Genomic DNA, 16,908 nt, shown 5'->3' with positions numbered 1-16,908 from the left:
ATAGCGAGTCGGTCCCACCCCTTCCCATCCCGAACAGGACCGTGAAACGACTCCACGCCGATGATAGTGCGGATTCCCGTGTGAAAGTAGGTAATCGTCAGGCTCCCCTGCAAGACCAGAAACCCCATCCCACAAAGGTGGGGTTTCTGCGTTTACGGCGCACAGAAAGTGGCTCGGAACGGGGCTTCGTCTTCAAATCTGCATCAGTGTGCAGTGACGTCTCCGTCCCCCATGCTGGCCACTCCCGCAGGTGCGGCGTCATCGGTTGCATACATCTGGCCGACTTCCGCAAGTAACGCTTCATCGCGTGCAATCACCTTCGGCAGATGGGTACGTAAGAACTCGACCCATGTCCGCGTCTTCGCATCGATGAACTTGCGTGAGGGATACAGCGCATAAACATTCGTCTTCTGCAGGGTATATTCGGGCAGCACGCGGATTAACGTCCCGTCACGTAATCCGGCGATCGCCGCGTACAGCGGTACCATGCCAATGCCCATTCCCTCGTGAATCGCGACGATCAACGATTCCGCGATGTTCACGTGCACAGGACCGTTCACTTCCATCATCTCGCTGCCGTTCGGGCCGTCGAGGACCCATTCGTGTGGCGGAAATGCTGGTGTGTGCAAGATCAGACACTCGTGATGCGTCAGATCGCCGGGCTGTTGCGGCGCGCCATGAGCGCGCACGTAAGCAGGCGAAGCGCACAGGATGCTGAAAGTTGTACCAAGCGGGAGCGACACGAGGTCGGAATTCGGCAGAGTCGAGGCGGTGATCACCGCGACGTCGGCGCTGCCTTCGAACAGGTCGGGCATGCGCTGCGACAACGTCAGCTCGACGGTCACTTCGGGATAAAGCGCGCGATAGCGCGAGATGGCCGGCAACACGTAATGCTGGCCGATGCTGGCAAAGCTATGCATGCGCAACGCGCCGCTCGGGCGTTCGTGCGCGCAACTTGCTTCTTCTTCCGCTGTATCGACATCTGCAAGGATCTGCTGAGATCGCTTCAGGTAACGCTCGCCTGCCGTGGTGAGCGCGAGTCGCCGCGTCGACCGGTTCAGCAAGCGCGTACGCAGATGAGCTTCGAGTTCCGAGACCGCGCGGGACATCGCACCGGTCGTCGAATTGAGCGACTGCGCGGCGGCGGTAAAACTACCGGCTTCGACCACGCGCACGAACACTCGCATATTTTGTAGCGTATCCATCGATCCTTCTATTTCACGGCAGAGGCCGTATTGTCCGCCTGTCTCGCTAGCTCATTGTTGTTCGTTCTGGAAGGGACGTTCCGCGCCCGTCCCATTAATGCGGGCAGCGCATGCTCCTACAATCGGCGCCTTGCCTGCCGGTGTGCGCAGCGTTCATCACCGGTGCTTCTTTCAGCGACAAACCGGGACGCGTTGCCTCCTCATGAAACGCCAACTTGCGATCAAGCCGACGGCGGATTCCCGCCGACAGTGGAACGTCATGGTGCCGACGCTCGGTCCGGCCGTCCGCGACTGGGCGAATAGCGACGGTCTGATCTGGCTGCATCTGCTGAAAACGGTCACTGCGGGCCTGCTGGCGCTGGGTTTTGCAATGGTGCTGGATCTCCAGCAGCCGCGAATCGCGATGACCACGGTGTTCGTGCTGATGCAGCCGTTCAGCGGCATGGTGCTCGCCAAGAGTTTCTACCGGATTCTCGGAACCGCGATGGGTATGGTCGCGGCCCTGGTGCTCGGCGCGCTGTTCGTCCAGCAGCCCGAGTTGTACATGCTCAGCATGATCGGCTGGGTAAGCGCCTGTATCGCGGCAGCGGTCCGGTATCGGCATTTCAGATGGTACGGTTTTGTGCTGGCAGGTTATACCGCCGCGCTGATCGGTATTCCGAACGTCACGGCGCCTCACGACCTGTTTCTGGCGGCGCTCACGCGTGCCGCGGAGGTGGCGGTCGGCATTGTGTGCTCGAGCGCGGTCAGCGCGCTGATCGTGCCGCAGCGTTCCAGCCTTGCGTTGCGGCGCGCGCTCCAGATTCGATATACAAATTTTACTGCGTTCGCCGCCGACGTGTTGGGTCGCGGAATCGAGCGTGGTCAGTTCGAACGGCACTTTGCGGACCTCGTCGATGAGATCGTCGGCTTCGAAGCCACACGAACATTTGCTGCCTTCGAAGATCCGACCATGCGTTCGCGCAGCCAGCATCTCGGCCGTCTGAACGGCGAATTCATGGATGCATGCGCGCGGCTGCATGCGCTGCATCAGTTGCTCAAACGGCTGCGCGTGAGCGGTCCGAGCCAGATGGTCGACGCCATCACGCCGTACTTCCGCGAACTGTCGGCGCTGCTGGCGTCAACCCACGACGCCAATGCCGATGCATCGCGCGTGGCCGCCGGTTTACGGCTCTTTCAGGCGAGCTTGCCAAGGCGCGTGCGCGAAACGAGACGGCCGCTGGCAGCCGCTCCCGCTGACTCGCTAGCGGACTTCGATACGGCCGTAGAACTGCTATATCGATTTGTCGGCGAATGGATCCGTTACTCCGAGACTTACGCGTCTTTGGCGCGGCGCAAGCCGGGAGTCCAGCAGCGCACCGCCGGCCGCTACGTGAGCAAGACGAACGGCTTTGTGGTCGCGTTCACCTTTGCCAGGTCGGCGGCGGTCATGGCGATCGTCGGCTGGTTCTGGATCGCCACCGACTGGCCCAGCGGTGGTCTGGCCGTGATCGGCGCGGCGCTGGTCTGTGCGTTGACGTCGACCGCACCGAACGCATCGAAAATGGCCGTTCAGATGGCAGTCGGCGCCGTGCTGGCGACCACGGCCGGCTACCTTTTCTCGTGCTACGTGTATCCGAACATCGACGGCTTCCCGCTGCTTTGCGCGATGCTCGCCCCGGTGCTTGCACTCGGCGCCTTCATCGCGTCACGCAAGCTCTCTGCAGGGTATGGCATCGGTTTTTCGGTGTTCTTCTGCCTGCTCGCCGGACCGGACAACGTCGTCACGTATGCGCCCGGTCTGCTGATTAACAATGGCATAGCGATTACGGCATCGCTTTTGCTGGCGGCGATCGTTTTCGCGGTGGTTCTTCCCGCGAATATGCCGTGGCTCACCGAGAGAATCAAAGGTGATTTGCGCGCGCAAGTCGTGTCTGCTTGCAAAGAGGAATTGCCCGGACTAAATCAGCGCTTTCAGTCGAGTACACACGATCTGACCTCGCAGTTGCGCATGCTGTTGACGCGGCGTTCCCGACGCCGCCGTGATGCCTTGCGTTGGACGCTCGCCACCCTCGAAGTAGGGCATGCCGTGATCGATCTGCGCAATGAAGCGGCACGTGCCGGCTATGCGCAAGCCCTTCATTCGCGCTGGAGTAGCAGCCTCACGCAGACTTGTGGCGACCTCGCGCGGCTTTTCGCGCGGCCTGACGCGCGTGGCCTCGAGCGAGCGCTTATATCCGTGCGCTCGGCCACGTGGATCGCGCAGGACGTACTGGAAGCCGTCCATCCCGACCGCGACAAGCGGCGCGACCTGCAGCGCATCCGGAGCTGTCTGCACTTCATCCGCACAGCGTTGCTCGACAAAGACGCGCCTTTCAATGCGCGTTGACCCATGCGCGTTCGATCGAGTGTGTGCCTCGATCCTTCTGCCAAATGGAAAGATCACTTCCGTCCAGCCCTGTTTATCTGCGTAGGTGGCAGTCATATAGTTTCATCACTGCCCCCGCAGTCCCCCACGGGGACTTCCTACGGAGCGGAACCGTAAGTACTGGAGAACGAAATGAATGTGTTGAAGGTTGCCCTGATTGCCTGCTCTTTGTCCGCTGCTGTCGCTCACGCACAAACGGCGCCGGGCGCCCAGGAACAACAGGTCGCGCAAGCGAGTGCAGCGCGCGCCGATAGCGTCGCCGCGCAAAACCGCATCGCTGTACCGAAGGCCAAAACTGAAGAGTGCGTCGGGCCTGTGAGCTTCTGCAATATCTACTTCGGCAGCTAAACAACGCCACGCGTAACTTCTGCCGTACCTGTAAGACCCGTCGCGGGACTTTTGCACGCGACGAAACGCCTGGCCGCGACGCCGTCCCATCGAGACGTCGCGGCTGGTGCGACAATCTGGCTACTGAGCGAAGCACACCGCAGACGTGCGCACCAGTAGACTGGGCGGTTGACTATGGAGAGACTCAGTTTCATGTACCAAGACAGGATTCGTTGTGCCACGCTGCGCGGAAAGATCACTTCAGCCGCCGAGGCGGCGCTTCTGATTCACGACGGCATGCGCGTCGGCGCTAGCGGCTTTACGCGCGCGGGCGACGCCAAAGCTGTCCCTGTCGCACTTGCCGAGCGGGTCCGTCAGGAAGGCAAGCCGCTAAAAATCACGTTGATGACCGGGGCATCGCTCGGTCATGACGTGGACCGCATGCTTACCGAGGCGCATGTGTTGGCGCGCCGTTTGCCGTTTCAAGTGGATAAGACTCTTCGCGATGCAATCAACCGCGGCGAAGTGATGTTCGTCGATCAGCACCTGTCCGAAACGGTCGAGATGCTGCGCGCAAATCAGCTCGGCAAACTCGATATCGCCATTATCGAAGCTGCCGCGATCACTGAGACCGGCGGTATTGTGCCGACCACGTCGGTCGGCAACTCGGCCAGCTTCGCGATCCTCGCCGACAAGGTCATCGTTGAAATTAATCTTGCCCAGCCGCTTGCTTTGGAGGGGCTGCACGACATCTGGATTCCGGGCCGCAGACCGAACCGCGAACCGCTGCCGATCGTGCGTCCGAAAGACCGCGTCGGCACGCAAGCCATCGAGATCCCGCTCGAGAAAATCGCTGCGATTGTAATCACCGACAAGGCGGACAGCCCGTCCACGGTACTGCCCGCGGATGCGGAAACTGAACTGATCGCGCGCCATTTGATAGAGTTTTTCCAGCACGAAGTGTCGCGGGGGCGCATGCCCCGGCACTTGCCGCCATTACAGGCGGGCATCGGCACGATTGCCAATGCGGTGCTGGCCGGCTTTGTCGATTCGCCTTTCGAGGCCTTCGAAATTTATTCAGAAGTGCTTCAGGATTCGACCTTCGACCTGATGGATGCCGGCAAGGTGACGTTCGCCTCGGGTGCGTCGATCACGTTGTCGGCCGCGCGTCAGGCGCAAGTATTCGGCGAACTCGAGCGCTATCGCGATCGCCTGGTGCTGCGTCCGCAAGAAGTCAGCAACCATCCCGAAGTGATTCGCCGGCTCGGTCTGATCGCGCTGAATACCGCATTGGAGTTCGACATTTACGGCAACGTGAATTCCACGCACGTGGGCGGCACACACATGATGAACGGCATTGGCGGCTCGGGCGATTTCGCGCGCAATGCGTCATGCGCGATCTTTGCGACGAAGTCGATGGCGAAGGGCGGCCGCATTTCGAGTGTCGTGCCCATGGTCCCACACTGCGATCACAATGAACACGATGTGGACGTAGTCGTGACGGAACAGGGCCTCGCGGATCTACGCGGACTGGCGCCGAGAGAACGCGCTACGCTGATCATTGAGAAGTGCGTGCACCCGCTCTATCGCGATCTGCTTCGCGACTACTATCGGGACTCCTTGCAATGGGGTGGGCAAACGCCGCATCGGTTGGACCAGGCTTTCGCCTGGCATACGCGGCTGCGTGACATCGGCTCGATGTTGCCGGCAGTAGAGGGGCTTCTCTAAACACCAGGTAAAGCCGGCGTCAGGTGGCATTCGCCCCTGACGCCGTAAGACATCAGGTGCAACGCTCAGGTACCGCGTCGGATGAGCCGGATAAGAAACAGCAGAATGACGGCGCCGATCACAGCGGTGATGATCGAACCGATCCAGCCGCCGCCGAGCGAAATGTGCAACACACCGGCAAGCCAGCCGCCGATGAACGCGCCGACAATCCCGACAATGATGTCGACGATCAGGCCAAAGCCGCCGCCCTTGACGAGCACGCCAGCCAGCCAGCCGGCGATCGCGCCGATGATGAGCCATGCAATGATGCCGTGTTCCATAATCGAGACTCCATAGTTGAGTGTGAAAAATTCACGGTGACAGAGCTTAGTCGAAGGTTATGGGACAGTCCATATTCAGGACGGGGAATTAACATTGTCTAAATCTATTGCAGGCTAAGTGTAGACGATGCGCGCAAATATGGGGAGCTTACACATGTTGAGTCACTCCGGCGTCGGCTCCGCTTCTCTGGCCGTCCAGCTGACGCTCGATACGCTCTTTTCCATACTGATGCGGCTCGCCATCTGTTCGAGCTTCGACTGATCTTTCGGATGCAGCTTTAATGTTGCCGTAACGCGGATGCGTCCGGCATCGCCTTCGACGTCTTCGCTCGTCAGGCTCTGGAAGGACAGCGGCGCCGAATACATCGAGTTGGATACCACGGTACGAATGTGAATCTCATCAGCCTCCCGGCATACGATCGTCAGCACATACTCCCGCACCAGATCGGCGTTCGAAACGGGCGTCGCGTTGATAGTACGGCTCACTTCACGCAGCACGGTATTGGTCAGCAGTACGACCGCGGTGCCTGCGAGCGCCGGTCCGTAGTGACCCGCACCGCACAATACGCCGACCGCCGCCGAGCACCATAAGGTCGCGGCGGTGTTGATCCCCTGAATGGAGCCCTTGTCGCGCATGATCACCCCGCCGCCGAGAAAACCGACGCCGGATACGACATACGCGGCAATCTGCGTGATGCCGGCTGTGCCGTTGCCGGTCAGCACGCCGAGCGTGACGAACAGGCACGCGCCGCTGGCGACCAGTGTGATGGTACGCAGGCCGGCGTTGCGCTGGCGCATCTGCCGTTCGAGGCCGATCGCGACGCCGCAGCTAAAGGCGGCAAAGAGCCGCCAGACGAATTCAATTGTCATTGGTAAGAAAGGTTGAGGCGCGTGTTCGCACAGTGTGAACCTTACGCATGACAGCCGCACGTAATCCAAACGTGGAACGTGGTTGTGGTCAGCCGTGACGAGGCAAGCGAGCTAAGGCTCGCGCGCTAAAAGTCATGGAGTATCGGCAAGGCATCGAGCCATGCAGCGCTCCACTGGCAGTACGAGGGTATAAACGACGTGCACCGTCGGGCCCGAAGGCAAGACGGCGACAGGCAAAGGCTGGCGCGGAAATCTTGCCGATCAGGCGATCGGGCGAATCGAAGCTCGACTGGTACTACAGCTACTGTCCAAGATCGTGATTCCGGTTAAATGAATTGGGCGAATTTTAGGCAGCTCTGCAAAGTTAAGTCAAGCTGGGATAAAGCAGAGCGGTGAAACGAGTTGTGAGATGCCAGCGGAATTTTCCACGATAAGCTCAGAATTTTCCCCGCATAAATACGGACTCCGAATATTGACGCTATCCATCCCGGAAAACACACTGTTTGCACACTTCGAAACACGTCGTGAATTTTTGGCTCTCAATCGGCGCTTCACTCTCACGGTTTTGTCCAGAAATTTTTCGGTTGTCCTTGCGCCAAGCCAGGCGTATCTGATCCGCACGACATCGTCTCTTTTCCGCTGTTCATCCCAATTGAGGAAAGTATGAAAGATAAAGCTCTTGGCATCATTGCCGGTGCATTGATTGCCGCTGCTCCGCTCGTGTCGTTCGCCGCTGGTTTGCCGGCGCCGTTTGAAGGCAGCAGCACGCTGCAGGCAGATGGTGTCGTGAAGTCGGTCGACCAGGCTAAGCATTCGGTGACCGTGCTGGACGCACAGGGCGGCGAAGCTTCGTTCAATATCACCGATACGAGCAACCTGGCGCAGATCAAGCAGGGTGGCAAAGTCCACATCCGCATGATGCGCACCGCCATGATCAGCGTTACGCGTGGTGCCGACGGCCACGGCACGGCTGCTCAACCGGTAGAGCAGAACACTGCGCAGAACCTGACCGCCGAAGTTCAGACCATCGACCACGCGTCCGGCATCATGGCTTTGAAAGGCCCGAATGGCGCAGTGTTTCATATCCAGGGGCGCGAGCCGGCAAAGGTCGCCGGCGTGACGCCGGGTATGCAAGTGTCGGTGGCGTACGCACCGCAGGTCAGCGTGGCTGTGGCGCCCGCGCAGTAACCCAGATTAGCTGAAGTGGCGCGCGAGCGCCGGAGCGCGGATGTCCTTTGCGGATGTCCGCGTTTTTTTTCTGCGCGATCCAGTATGACTTCCGCGCAGTGATACTTGATGCCTGGGCGTCGGGTTCGGCGCTTCAGTCGGGCTCGCCGGGCACGAGGCGCAGTCGCGTGATCTCAGAGGGCGCCCCCAGGCGCTTCGGCGGTCCCCAATAGCCGGTGCCGCGACTCGTGTAGACCCACAGGCCGTTCAGCCGTGCGAGACCGGCCGTGAACGGCTGCTGGAAACGCACAAAGAAATTCCACGGGAAAAACTGGCCACCGTGCGTGTGGCCGGATAGCTGCAGCGTGAAACCGGCTGCCGCGGCTGCTTCGGCAGAGCGCGGCTGGTGCGCGAGCAGTACTTTGATCAACACGTCGCCCGGCGCGCCGGCGAGAGCCGCCACCGGGTCGCTGCGGTGCAACGGGTCATGATGGCCTGCCGAGTAATCAGTCACTCCGGCGATCACGGCACGCGCGCCGTCGTGTTCCACGATCACATGCTCATTAAGCAGAACGGTCAGCCCCAAGCGCCGGAATTCGTCGATCCAGGCGTTCGCGCCGGCGTAATACTCGTGGTTGCCGGTCACAAGGAACGCGCCGTGACGCGCACTGAGTCGCGACAGGGGTTGCGTGTGTTTGGTCAGTTGCGGCACGCTGCCGTCGACCACGTCGCCGGTAACGGCAATCAGATCCGGCTTCAGACGATTCACCGCGTCGACGATCGCGTCCACATAACGGCCTTTGATGGTCGGACCGACGTGGATATCGCTGATCTGAACGATCGTGAAGCCGTCGAGTGCTGCCGGCAAATCGTCGATCGGCACTTCGATCGTTACTACCCTGGCGCGGCGCCGTGCGTTGAACAGACCGACGAGTGTCGAGAGCAACGCAAGCAACGGCACCGCTGCTGCCGTGCCGATGCGCCAGTGCGCGATTGCAATCGTGTTTGGCCAGATTGCATCGACGGTGAGCAGCGACGCGAGAGCCAGGTCACGCGCGAATGTCAGAACCAGTAACGATGAGAAGAACCCCATCGCCAGCAAGCCCACCCAGGCGAGCCGGTCGCCGAGCGGCTGTTGTTTGATGGTGCGCGCCAGCATGCCGAGCGGTATCAGAAAGATCGACAGCACCAGCCACAACCCGCACAGCCAACGGCCCGTGGCACTGACCGGCATGTCGGGAATCAACCGAAATCCGACGTAGATATGCAGCAGGATGCCAATCAGAATGATTCGAACAAGAAACGATGAGCGGCGCATAGAGAGGATAGAGGCGGGAAGGGGCCGATACGAGCGGAAGATCGGCGGCGGCTCGCCAACCGCGACCATGAAAAAAAAGCGGACGAGCCGGATCATTCTACCGAGATGTGCAACCCCTTGCCGACGGCACCGTATTTGCTCCCAAGGGGCGGCCGAACACGTTCACGTTTGACGCGGCAGGCAGGTGTCGCACCGCAGCAATTTAGCTGATCACGCACCGCCTGTCTGAACAGCTGCCGCACGCTAATTAAATGGGCTTTGAATTGTGTCGCGCGTAGACTATTCTCAAATAGAACGGGCTTGTCTCAGGGCCATCGCGGCCCGGTGATGGTTCGTTTTATCGTCGGTTGAGGGCGAGGCAGGAGACGCATCATGAAACTGCTTGGATCAGGCAATCACGTACGCGGCGCACTTCATGGGCATCACGTCGGACGAGAGGGCAGCCACGTCATGCTGCCGCTGGTGGGCATATCGTTGATGGCGCTCGCCTTGTACTTCGGCGTGCGCGATATCGACTTCTCCGAGCTGGGCAAAAACGCGTTATTCGACGTGGTGATGCTAAGCGTTGCGCTCGGCATCGCGGGACTGTTCGGCGTCGTCGGCGCGTGGTTGCGTTCCAATGGCGACGACGCCGACGAAGGCTTCTGCTTCATCGGTGCGTTGATCGGCGCAGTGGTGTTTTACGTAGCGCTCTTCAGATAAACGCACCGGCGGCCAAAGACCGGTCAGACGATCCGGGCGGCTTCGTCGAAGGAGAAGCGCGGGCTGCGCGCGAACAGCTTTGACGGATCACCGTAGCCCAGATTGATCAGGAAGTTCGACTTCACGGTCGTGCCGGCGAAGAACGCCTCGTCGACTTTGGCTGCGTCGAACCCCGACATCGCACCCGTGTCCAGACCGAGCGCACGGGCTGCGAGAATCAGATAGCCGCCTTGCAGCGTCGAATTGCGAAATGCCGTATCCGCGATCGCCTTGTTGTTGCCGGCGAACCAGCTGCGCGCGTCGGCATGCGGAAACAGTTTCGGCAGATGCTCGTAAAACTCCAGGTCCATGCCGACGATTACCGTGACCGGCGCCGCCATCGTCTTCTCGAGATTGCCCGGCGATAGGGCCGGACGCAGCTTCTCTTTGCCTTCGGGCGTTTTCACATACACGAAGCGGCCGGGGCTCGAATTGGCCGAGGTCGGCCCGAGCAGCACGAGCTCGGTGAGTTGTTTGAGCACGGCGTCGTCGACCGGTTTGGTCTGCCAGCCGTTATGTGTGCGCGCTTCGCGAAAGAGCTGGTCGAGAGCCTGATCGGAAAGAGTCATGGTGGTAGTCCGTTGAAGTAGCGGGGTGAACAAAGCGGATGACAGCGCAAGCCGCTAGCGTGAGCGTCGTCGTCGTTGCCGCCATAATAGCCAAGGTTCTCACTCGCGCACGTATCGCGTGCGCAATCGCATTCAGGCAATCTCATGGCGGACCTTTTCGATGACCTTCCAGCGCCCGACGTGGACTGGTATCCCGAGTGGCTCACGCCCGAGGTCGCGGCGGGCGCTTTAACGCAACTCATCGACGAAGTGGAGTGGCGTCAGGACATGATGGGCACACCTGCCGGCCGCGTGCCGTTGCCGCGGCTGACTGCCTGGCAGGGCGAGCCGGACGCGGTCTACGTCTACTCCGGAATTCGCAACGTGCCGCAATCGTGGACTCCTACCGTTGCCGGCCTGCGGACCGCTGCGGAGGCAGCCTGCAACGCGCACTTTAACAGCGTGCTGATCAATCGATACCGTAGCGGCACCGACAGCATGGGGTGGCACGCGGACCGCGAGCCGGAGCTTGGCGCCCAGCCAGTGATTGCATCGATCAGCCTGGGCGTCGCGCGCACGTTCGACTTGCGGCACAACGGGACCGGCGTTGTGCAGTCGTTTTCGCTGAAGGGCGGCAGCTTGCTGGTGATGAGGGGCGACACGCAGGCTAACTGGCGGCATCGCGTGCCGAAGGAGCCGCGCGTGGCCGGAGAGCGAATCAATCTGACGTTTCGTTGGGTGACGCACGCATAAAAAGCATCCCCCACGCCACGCTCCAGCGCCGCCATGCCCGAGCGGCCCCGCAGCACTGCCCGCGTCCATGCCACAGCCGATACCGCCTGCTATACCGAAATTGGTATCGCCTGCGCGAATCATGTGATTGGACGGTTAACGCCCCAGACACTACGCTACAGCACGATCCACGCACCATGAGGGCCGCAAACGCTGGGCGGGTTCGATGGATCGCCTACACAACAACGATCAGGAGACAGTCATGGCGAATACACGACGCGCCACATGTCGTGCGTTGGGCGCACTCGCGCTTTGCTCGAGCATCGGTGCGCTGGCGCTGACAACGCCGGGCGCTTACGCGCAGGACAAACAGATCACGCTTGGTTTCGCGCAGGTCGGTGCGGAAAGCGCATGGCGAACCGCCAACACCGAGTCGGTGAAGTCCGCGGCGACGGACGCGAAGATCAAGCTCAAATTCTCCGACGCCCAGCAAAAGCAGGAAAACCAGATCAAGGCGATCCGCTCATACATTGCGCAGAAAGTCGACGTGATCGCGTTCTCTCCGGTCGTCGAATCCGGCTGGGAGCCGGTACTGCGCGAAGCGAAAGCCGCAAAAATTCCAGTGATCCTGACCGACCGCAATATCGACGTGAAGGACACGTCTCTATACGTGACGATGATCGGCTCGGACTTCATGGAAGAGGGCCGGCGCGGCGGTCATTGGCTCGCAGATCACTATAAAAACGACCCGGGTCCGATCAACATCGCCGAACTTCAGGGAACGGTCGGCTCGGCGCCTGCCAACGACCGGCATTCCGGCCTGATCGAAGTGATCAAAAGCGATCCCAAATTCAAGATCATTGCATCGCAAAGCGGCGACTTCACGCTTGCCGGTGGCAAGCAGGTGATGGAAGCATTTATAAAAACTTATGGAAATAAAATAAATGTAGTTTATGCGCATAACGACGATATGGCGCTTGGCGCCATCCAGGCGATGGAAGAGGCCGGCATGCATCCGGGCAAGGACATCACCGTCGTTTCGTTCGATGCGACCAAGGGCGGCTTCCAGGCAATGGCCGCAGGCAAAATGAATGTCGATGTGGAGTGCAGCCCGTTGCTGGGGCCGCAACTGATGTCGGCGGTCAAGGACGTGGTGGCCGGCAAGCCGCTGCCCAAGCGCATTCTGACGGAAGAGACGGTCTTCCCGATGAGCGTCGCGGCGCAGACTCTGCCGACGCGCAAGTATTGACGTGGACAGTATCGGGGCAAAGTACGGATGGCTAACTGATTAGCTATCCGTACGATAGACGCAGGACACAAGCGAAGTACGGACAGATAGCAGAGTTTCTCCAGCGGTGCCTGACCGCCTTGCTGCTTCGGCAGCGGGCGGTCTCTTTTCCGCCGAACAGGCCGGGTCCCACTTGCCCCACCTGTACCCACCCGACCCACGCAGCGTCGCTCGAGCGAGGTCTATGACGCATCCCGCATCGGAACCCAATCCGCCGGCCACGAAAGTCATTACAGGCGACGCTTGCTTAGACGTCGCCTCGAATGCCCGCGAGCCTATTCTGGCCACCGCCGGTGTCAGCAAGACATTTCCGGGCGTGAAAGCGCTACAGCGAGTCGACTTCTGCCTGTATCCCGGCGAGATTCACACCCTGATGGGGCAGAACGGCGCCGGAAAATCCACTCTGATCAATGTGCTGACGGGCGTAGTCGCGCCTGACGCCGGCACGATTCGTCTGGGTGGCGCGATCGTGGCGTTTGCTTCGCCGCAGGAGGCCGAGGCCGCTGGCGTGCGCACGCTGTACCAGGAAGTGAACCTATGCCCGAACCTGTCGGTGGCGGAGAACATCTTTGCGGGCCGGCAGCCCAAGCGTTTCGGCGCGATCGATTGGCCCGACATCAAGCGCCGCGCGCAGGCGGCGCTTCTTCGTCTCGACGTGACGCTCGACGTCACCCGATCGCTCGACGCCTATCCGATCGCTGTGCAGCAGATGGTGGCGATCGCCAGAGCGCTTTCGGTCGACGCACGCGTGCTGATCCTCGACGAGCCGACCTCCAGCCTCGATGACAGCGAAGTCGCGCAGCTTTTCAAAATACTTCGACATCTTAAGCAATCTGGCATCGCCATTCTGTTTGTCACACATTTTATCGAGCAAACCTACGCCATCTCCGATCGCATCACGGTGATGCGTAACGGCGAGCGCGAAGGAGAATACCTCGCACGGGATCTGCCGGCCGACCAACTGGTCGCGAAGATGGTCGGTCACGAGCGCATGAGCGCGCGCTTGCGCGAAGCGGCACATGAAGGGCACGTTGCCCACGAAGGGCCCCAGAGCAAGGAAGCTGTTCAGCCGTTCGTCGAACTGCGTGGCGTCGGACGGCGCGGCACACTGCAGCCGATCGACCTCGACGTGCAGCCGGGGCAAATCCTCGGCCTTGCCGGTCTCCTGGGCTCTGGCCGCACGGAGACGGCGCGGCTGTTGTTCGGGGCGGACCGCGCTGACAGCGGCACGATCCTGATCAATGGCCGGCCCGTGCGGCTGCGTTCGCCACGGGACGCAGTGCGTCACGGTATCGGTTACTGCGCGGAGGATCGCAAGAAAGAGGGCATCGTCGCCGAACTGTCGATCCGCGAGAACATTCTGCTGGCGTTGCAGGCGCGGCGAGGCTGGTGGCGAAAGATCAAACGGAATCGTGCGCATGAAATCGCGGACATGTGGATCGAGCGTCTTGGCATCAAAGCGACTGACGCCGAACAGCCAATCGGGCTGCTCTCCGGCGGCAATCAGCAGAAAGCGCTGCTCGCACGCTGGCTCGCCACTGACCCCAAGCTGCTGATTCTCGACGAACCCACGCGCGGCATCGACGTCGCCGCGAAGTTCGACATCATGGACCGCTTGCTGGCGCTGTGCGCGAACGGTCTGAGCATCCTGTTCATTTCGTCGGAGATCAGCGAGGTGCTGCGCGTCAGCCATCGCGTGGCCGTGCTGCGCGACCGCCGCAAGATCGCTGAAGTGGCCGGCAAAGCATCGAACGAAGACAACATTTATCGACTCATCGCGGGGAGCGGCGAATGAAGCTATCGAACTGGTTCGTGCGCGATGGCGCGGAACGTCCGTTGATCTGGCCGTGCGTCACACTGGTGCTGTTGTGCGGCCTGAACCTCTGGGTGAATCCGCATTTCCTGTCGTTGCGGATGCTCGACGGCCACTTGTTCGGCGCGCCGATCGACGTATTGAATCGCGCGGCGCCGCTGGTGCTGGTCGCTACCGGCATGACGCTTGTGATCGCGACACGCGGTATCGATATCTCGGTTGGCGCGGTAGTGGCGATTGCCGGGGCCGCCGCGGCCACGATACTCACAACGCAAGCCGAACCGAGTGCTGGATTGATCGCGCAGGCCCTGATAGCGGCGTTGATCGCCGGCGTGTTGAGCGGCATGTGGAACGGGCTGCTGGTGTCGTTCGTCGGCATGCAGCCGATCATCGCAACGTTGATCCTGATGGTCGCCGGCCGTGGCATTGCGCAATTGCTGACGGCGGGGCAGATCATACCAATCGGCGCACCCGGCTATCTGTTCGTCGGCGGCGGTTACTGGCTTGGCGTGCCGTGCTCTGTGTGGATCGCGAGCGTAGCCGTACTAGCCACCGCGGCGCTCGTCGAAGGCACCGCGCTCGGGCTCTTCATTCGTGCGATCGGCGTCAATCCGGTGGCGACGCGTCTCGTCGGCCTGCGCTCAAAAGCATTGGTATTCGCGGTGTACGGATTCTCGGGATTGACCGCCGCGATGGCGGGGATCCTCATCAGCTCGAACGTGCGCAGCGCCGATGGCAATAACGCGGGTCTGCTGCTCGAACTTGACGCGATTCTGGCGGTGACGCTCGGCGGCACGTCGCTGCTCGGCGGCCGCTTCAGTCTCACTGGCACCGTGCTGGGCGCACTGATCATCCAGACGCTCACCTACACGACCTATTCGATCGGTGTGCCGCCGGAAGCGACGCTCGTCGTCAAGGCGGCCGTGGTACTCGCGGTGAGTGTGATCCAGTCGCCCTCGGCGCGCGCGCTCGCCATGTCGCTCTTCACGCAGCGCGGGGTGGCGCGATGAGACGGCTCCTCGACGCCTGGGCCCATATCGTCGATCCGCGCACGCTGCCGATCGCCGTCACCATCCTGTTGTTCTGCGCGCTGTTCGGTTTCGGCTCGGTGATGTACACCGGCTTTTTCTCGTGGCAAGTGCTGCTCGATCTGCTGGTCGACAACGCTTTCCTGCTGATCGTCGCAATCGGTATGACGTTTGTGATCGTGTCCGGCGGGATCGATCTGTCGGTGGGCTCGGTGGTGGCGCTGACCACTATCGTCGAAGCGGTGCTGTCCGAACACATGCATCTGTCGGTCTGGCTGATCGTGCCGATCGTGTTGCTAATGGGCGCGGTGTTCGGCGCAGTACAGGGTGCGCTGATTCACTTTTTCCGCTTGCAGGCGTTCATCGTCACGCTGGCCGGCATGTTTTTCGCACGCGGCTTGTGCTTTCTGATCACGACACAGTCGATCACCATCAACGATCCGACCTTCCAGAAGATCTCCGCGTTTCGCTTCGATATCGGCGTGGGTTCGGTTACCGCCAATGTGTTGATTGCAATGATCACGCTTGTCGCGGCGATCTATGTCGCACATTTCACGCGCTTTGGACGCAACGTGTATGCGGTTGGTGGCAATCCACGCTCGGCGTTGCTGATGGGCTTGCCGGTCGGGCGGACGCGGATCGGCGTGTACGCGCTGAGCGGGTTCTGTTCGGCGCTCGGCGGTGCGGTGTTTACGTTCTATGTGCTATCGGGTTATGGCCTGCAAGGGCAGGGTATGGAACTCGATGCGATCGCGGCGACGGTAATCGGCGGAACCTTGCTGACGGGTGGCGTCGGCTATGTGATCGGCTCGCTGTTCGGCGTCGGCATTCTAGGCACGATCCAGACGTTGATTACCTTCGACGGCACGCTCAGTTCATGGTGGACCCGCATTGTGATCGGGGCGTTGCTGTGCGCGTTCTGCCTGCTGCAACGGCTGATCGAGCGGCATGCAAAATCGGCGCGACGTCCGGGTGGCACCGGCGCTGTCGTGACGCCAGGGCGCGTGCATGAGCACGGGCGGCGTGACGCAGCGGCGGCGTCCGATTCACATGCGATCGGACGTGCGCCGGAGCAGGCGTGATAGCGCGCGTGCGTGGGCTTACGACTTAAGCGCGGAGTTCTCGTCCCCGCGTTTCCGGCAACGTCAGTGCGGCGAGGATCACGACACCGTATGCCGCGGCGGCGAATACACCGATTGCGTGGCCGAGCGTCATGGTCTGCGAGACGTAGCCGATCAGGAACGGAAACGTCGCGCCGACCGCCCGCCCGAAGTTGTAGCAGAACCCCTGGCCTGCGCCGCGAATGCGTGTTGGAAACAACTCGGTGAGGAATGCGCCCATCCCCGAGAAAATGCCCGACGCGCAGAAGCCGAGCGGAAAACCGAGCACGAGCATCGCGAAGTTATCGAGTGGAAG

Annotated in this window: 16 protein-coding genes and 1 rRNA gene; 11 read left to right on the top strand and 6 right to left on the bottom strand. The window is 61.1% G+C overall.

Features of this window, described 5'->3' with window-relative positions; genetic code table 11:
- Positions 1 to 103: ribosomal RNA gene (gene rrf / locus VFE81_RS01100) — 5S ribosomal RNA — on the top strand; the annotation flags it as partial.
- Between the two features lie 100 nt (positions 104 to 203).
- Here the strand turns inward: rrf and VFE81_RS01095 are convergent.
- Positions 204 to 1,205, bottom strand: coding sequence for a LysR family transcriptional regulator (locus tag VFE81_RS01095; RefSeq protein ID WP_325042824.1), 1,002 nt, complete (start codon positions 1,203 to 1,205; stop codon positions 204 to 206).
- 202 nt (positions 1,206 to 1,407) lie between these two features.
- Here VFE81_RS01095 and VFE81_RS01090 point away from each other — a divergent pair, with 202 nt between their 5' ends.
- From VFE81_RS01090 to VFE81_RS01080, 3 genes are all read left to right on the top strand, one after another.
- Positions 1,408 to 3,573, top strand: a complete 2,166-nt coding sequence (locus tag VFE81_RS01090) for an FUSC family protein (protein WP_325042823.1) — start codon at positions 1,408 to 1,410, stop codon at positions 3,571 to 3,573.
- A gap of 171 nt (positions 3,574 to 3,744) precedes the next feature.
- Positions 3,745 to 3,960 carry a hypothetical protein gene (locus tag VFE81_RS01085; protein WP_325042822.1) on the top strand — a complete coding sequence of 72 codons (216 nt, stop codon included), beginning with the start codon at positions 3,745 to 3,747 and terminating at the stop codon, positions 3,958 to 3,960.
- A gap of 192 nt (positions 3,961 to 4,152) precedes the next feature.
- Positions 4,153 to 5,667, top strand: coding sequence for an acetyl-CoA hydrolase/transferase family protein (locus tag VFE81_RS01080; RefSeq protein ID WP_325042821.1), 1,515 nt, complete (start codon positions 4,153 to 4,155; stop codon positions 5,665 to 5,667).
- A 65-nt stretch (positions 5,668 to 5,732) separates the two neighbouring features.
- Here VFE81_RS01080 and VFE81_RS01075 read toward each other — a convergent pair whose 3' ends face one another.
- Together VFE81_RS01075 and VFE81_RS01070 are read right to left on the bottom strand one after the other, a co-directional pair.
- Positions 5,733 to 5,987 carry a GlsB/YeaQ/YmgE family stress response membrane protein gene (locus tag VFE81_RS01075; RefSeq protein ID WP_007176844.1) on the bottom strand — a complete coding sequence of 85 codons (255 nt, stop codon included), beginning with the start codon at positions 5,985 to 5,987 and terminating at the stop codon, positions 5,733 to 5,735.
- Between the two features lie 162 nt (positions 5,988 to 6,149).
- A complete protein-coding gene (locus tag VFE81_RS01070) occupies positions 6,150 to 6,857 on the bottom strand; it encodes an MgtC/SapB family protein (RefSeq protein WP_325042820.1) in 708 nt (235 codons plus the stop codon).
- Between the two features lie 663 nt (positions 6,858 to 7,520).
- Here VFE81_RS01070 and VFE81_RS01065 point away from each other — a divergent pair.
- Positions 7,521 to 8,045 carry a hypothetical protein gene (locus VFE81_RS01065; protein ID WP_325042819.1) on the top strand — a complete coding sequence of 175 codons (525 nt, stop codon included), beginning with the start codon at positions 7,521 to 7,523 and terminating at the stop codon, positions 8,043 to 8,045.
- A 133-nt stretch (positions 8,046 to 8,178) separates the two neighbouring features.
- Here VFE81_RS01065 and VFE81_RS01060 read toward each other — a convergent pair whose 3' ends face one another.
- Positions 8,179 to 9,342, bottom strand: a complete 1,164-nt coding sequence (locus VFE81_RS01060; protein WP_325042825.1) for a metallophosphoesterase — start codon at positions 9,340 to 9,342, stop codon at positions 8,179 to 8,181.
- A 372-nt stretch (positions 9,343 to 9,714) separates the two neighbouring features.
- Between VFE81_RS01060 and VFE81_RS01055 the strand changes: the two genes are divergently transcribed.
- Positions 9,715 to 10,044, top strand: a complete 330-nt coding sequence (locus VFE81_RS01055; protein WP_325042818.1) for a hypothetical protein — start codon at positions 9,715 to 9,717, stop codon at positions 10,042 to 10,044.
- Between the two features lie 23 nt (positions 10,045 to 10,067).
- On the opposite strand, the gene VFE81_RS01050 is transcribed toward VFE81_RS01055, so the two are convergent.
- Positions 10,068 to 10,652, bottom strand: a complete 585-nt coding sequence (locus VFE81_RS01050) for a malonic semialdehyde reductase (RefSeq protein ID WP_325042817.1) — start codon at positions 10,650 to 10,652, stop codon at positions 10,068 to 10,070.
- Positions 10,653 to 10,796: 144 nt separating this feature from the next.
- On the opposite strand from VFE81_RS01050, the gene VFE81_RS01045 reads away from it, so the two are divergent.
- The 5 genes from VFE81_RS01045 (at position 10,797) to yjfF (ending at position 16,574) form a co-directional block, all read left to right on the top strand.
- On the top strand, positions 10,797 to 11,384 hold the full coding sequence (locus VFE81_RS01045) for an alpha-ketoglutarate-dependent dioxygenase AlkB (protein WP_325042816.1): 588 nt from the start codon (positions 10,797 to 10,799) through the stop codon (positions 11,382 to 11,384).
- Between the two features lie 241 nt (positions 11,385 to 11,625).
- Positions 11,626 to 12,612, top strand: a complete 987-nt coding sequence (locus VFE81_RS01040; protein ID WP_325042815.1) for an ABC transporter substrate-binding protein — start codon at positions 11,626 to 11,628, stop codon at positions 12,610 to 12,612.
- 223 nt (positions 12,613 to 12,835) lie between these two features.
- Complete coding sequence (locus tag VFE81_RS01035) at positions 12,836 to 14,446, top strand: sugar ABC transporter ATP-binding protein (protein WP_325042814.1); 1,611 nt, start codon at positions 12,836 to 12,838, stop codon at positions 14,444 to 14,446.
- Positions 14,443 to 15,474 carry an ABC transporter permease gene (locus VFE81_RS01030; protein ID WP_325042813.1) on the top strand — a complete coding sequence of 344 codons (1,032 nt, stop codon included), beginning with the start codon at positions 14,443 to 14,445 and terminating at the stop codon, positions 15,472 to 15,474. The genes VFE81_RS01035 and VFE81_RS01030 overlap by 4 nt, the downstream gene beginning before the upstream one ends.
- Positions 15,471 to 16,574, top strand: coding sequence for a galactofuranose ABC transporter, permease protein YjfF (gene yjfF, locus VFE81_RS01025; RefSeq protein WP_325042812.1), 1,104 nt, complete (start codon positions 15,471 to 15,473; stop codon positions 16,572 to 16,574). Before VFE81_RS01030 ends, yjfF begins: the two co-directional genes overlap by 4 nt.
- Positions 16,575 to 16,599: 25 nt before the next feature.
- Here yjfF and VFE81_RS01020 read toward each other — a convergent pair.
- Positions 16,600 to 16,908: MFS transporter (locus tag VFE81_RS01020; RefSeq protein ID WP_325042811.1), on the bottom strand; the 309-nt coding region annotated here is incomplete at its 5' end.

Origin of the sequence: Paraburkholderia sp. (genome assembly GCF_035656215.1) — a bacterium.
Taxonomy (GTDB): Bacteria; Pseudomonadota; Gammaproteobacteria; order Burkholderiales; family Burkholderiaceae; genus Paraburkholderia.
This window is presented reverse-complemented; position numbering and strand designations above follow the sequence as displayed.

Excerpts from the sequence above, each read along its gene's own strand:
- VFE81_RS01070 (WP_325042820.1), bottom strand. The coding sequence starts at position 6,857 with ATGACAATTGAATTCGTCTGGCGGCTCTTTGCCGCCTTTAGCTGCGGC.
- VFE81_RS01030 (WP_325042813.1), top strand. The coding sequence starts at position 14,443 with ATGAAGCTATCGAACTGGTTCGTGCGCGATGGCGCGGAACGTCCGTTG.
- VFE81_RS01075 (WP_007176844.1), bottom strand. The coding sequence starts at position 5,987 with ATGGAACACGGCATCATTGCATGGCTCATCATCGGCGCGATCGCCGGC.
- yjfF (WP_325042812.1), top strand. The coding sequence starts at position 15,471 with ATGAGACGGCTCCTCGACGCCTGGGCCCATATCGTCGATCCGCGCACG.
- VFE81_RS01080 (WP_325042821.1), top strand. The coding sequence starts at position 4,153 with ATGTACCAAGACAGGATTCGTTGTGCCACGCTGCGCGGAAAGATCACT.
- VFE81_RS01065 (WP_325042819.1), top strand. The coding sequence starts at position 7,521 with ATGAAAGATAAAGCTCTTGGCATCATTGCCGGTGCATTGATTGCCGCT.
- VFE81_RS01090 (WP_325042823.1), top strand. The coding sequence starts at position 1,408 with ATGAAACGCCAACTTGCGATCAAGCCGACGGCGGATTCCCGCCGACAG.
- VFE81_RS01040 (WP_325042815.1), top strand. The coding sequence starts at position 11,626 with ATGGCGAATACACGACGCGCCACATGTCGTGCGTTGGGCGCACTCGCG.
- VFE81_RS01050 (WP_325042817.1), bottom strand. The coding sequence starts at position 10,652 with ATGACTCTTTCCGATCAGGCTCTCGACCAGCTCTTTCGCGAAGCGCGC.
- VFE81_RS01060 (WP_325042825.1), bottom strand. The coding sequence starts at position 9,342 with ATGCGCCGCTCATCGTTTCTTGTTCGAATCATTCTGATTGGCATCCTG.
- VFE81_RS01085 (WP_325042822.1), top strand. The coding sequence starts at position 3,745 with ATGAATGTGTTGAAGGTTGCCCTGATTGCCTGCTCTTTGTCCGCTGCT.
- VFE81_RS01055 (WP_325042818.1), top strand. The coding sequence starts at position 9,715 with ATGAAACTGCTTGGATCAGGCAATCACGTACGCGGCGCACTTCATGGG.
- VFE81_RS01045 (WP_325042816.1), top strand. The coding sequence starts at position 10,797 with ATGGCGGACCTTTTCGATGACCTTCCAGCGCCCGACGTGGACTGGTAT.
- VFE81_RS01095 (WP_325042824.1), bottom strand. The coding sequence starts at position 1,205 with ATGGATACGCTACAAAATATGCGAGTGTTCGTGCGCGTGGTCGAAGCC.
- VFE81_RS01035 (WP_325042814.1), top strand. The coding sequence starts at position 12,836 with ATGACGCATCCCGCATCGGAACCCAATCCGCCGGCCACGAAAGTCATT.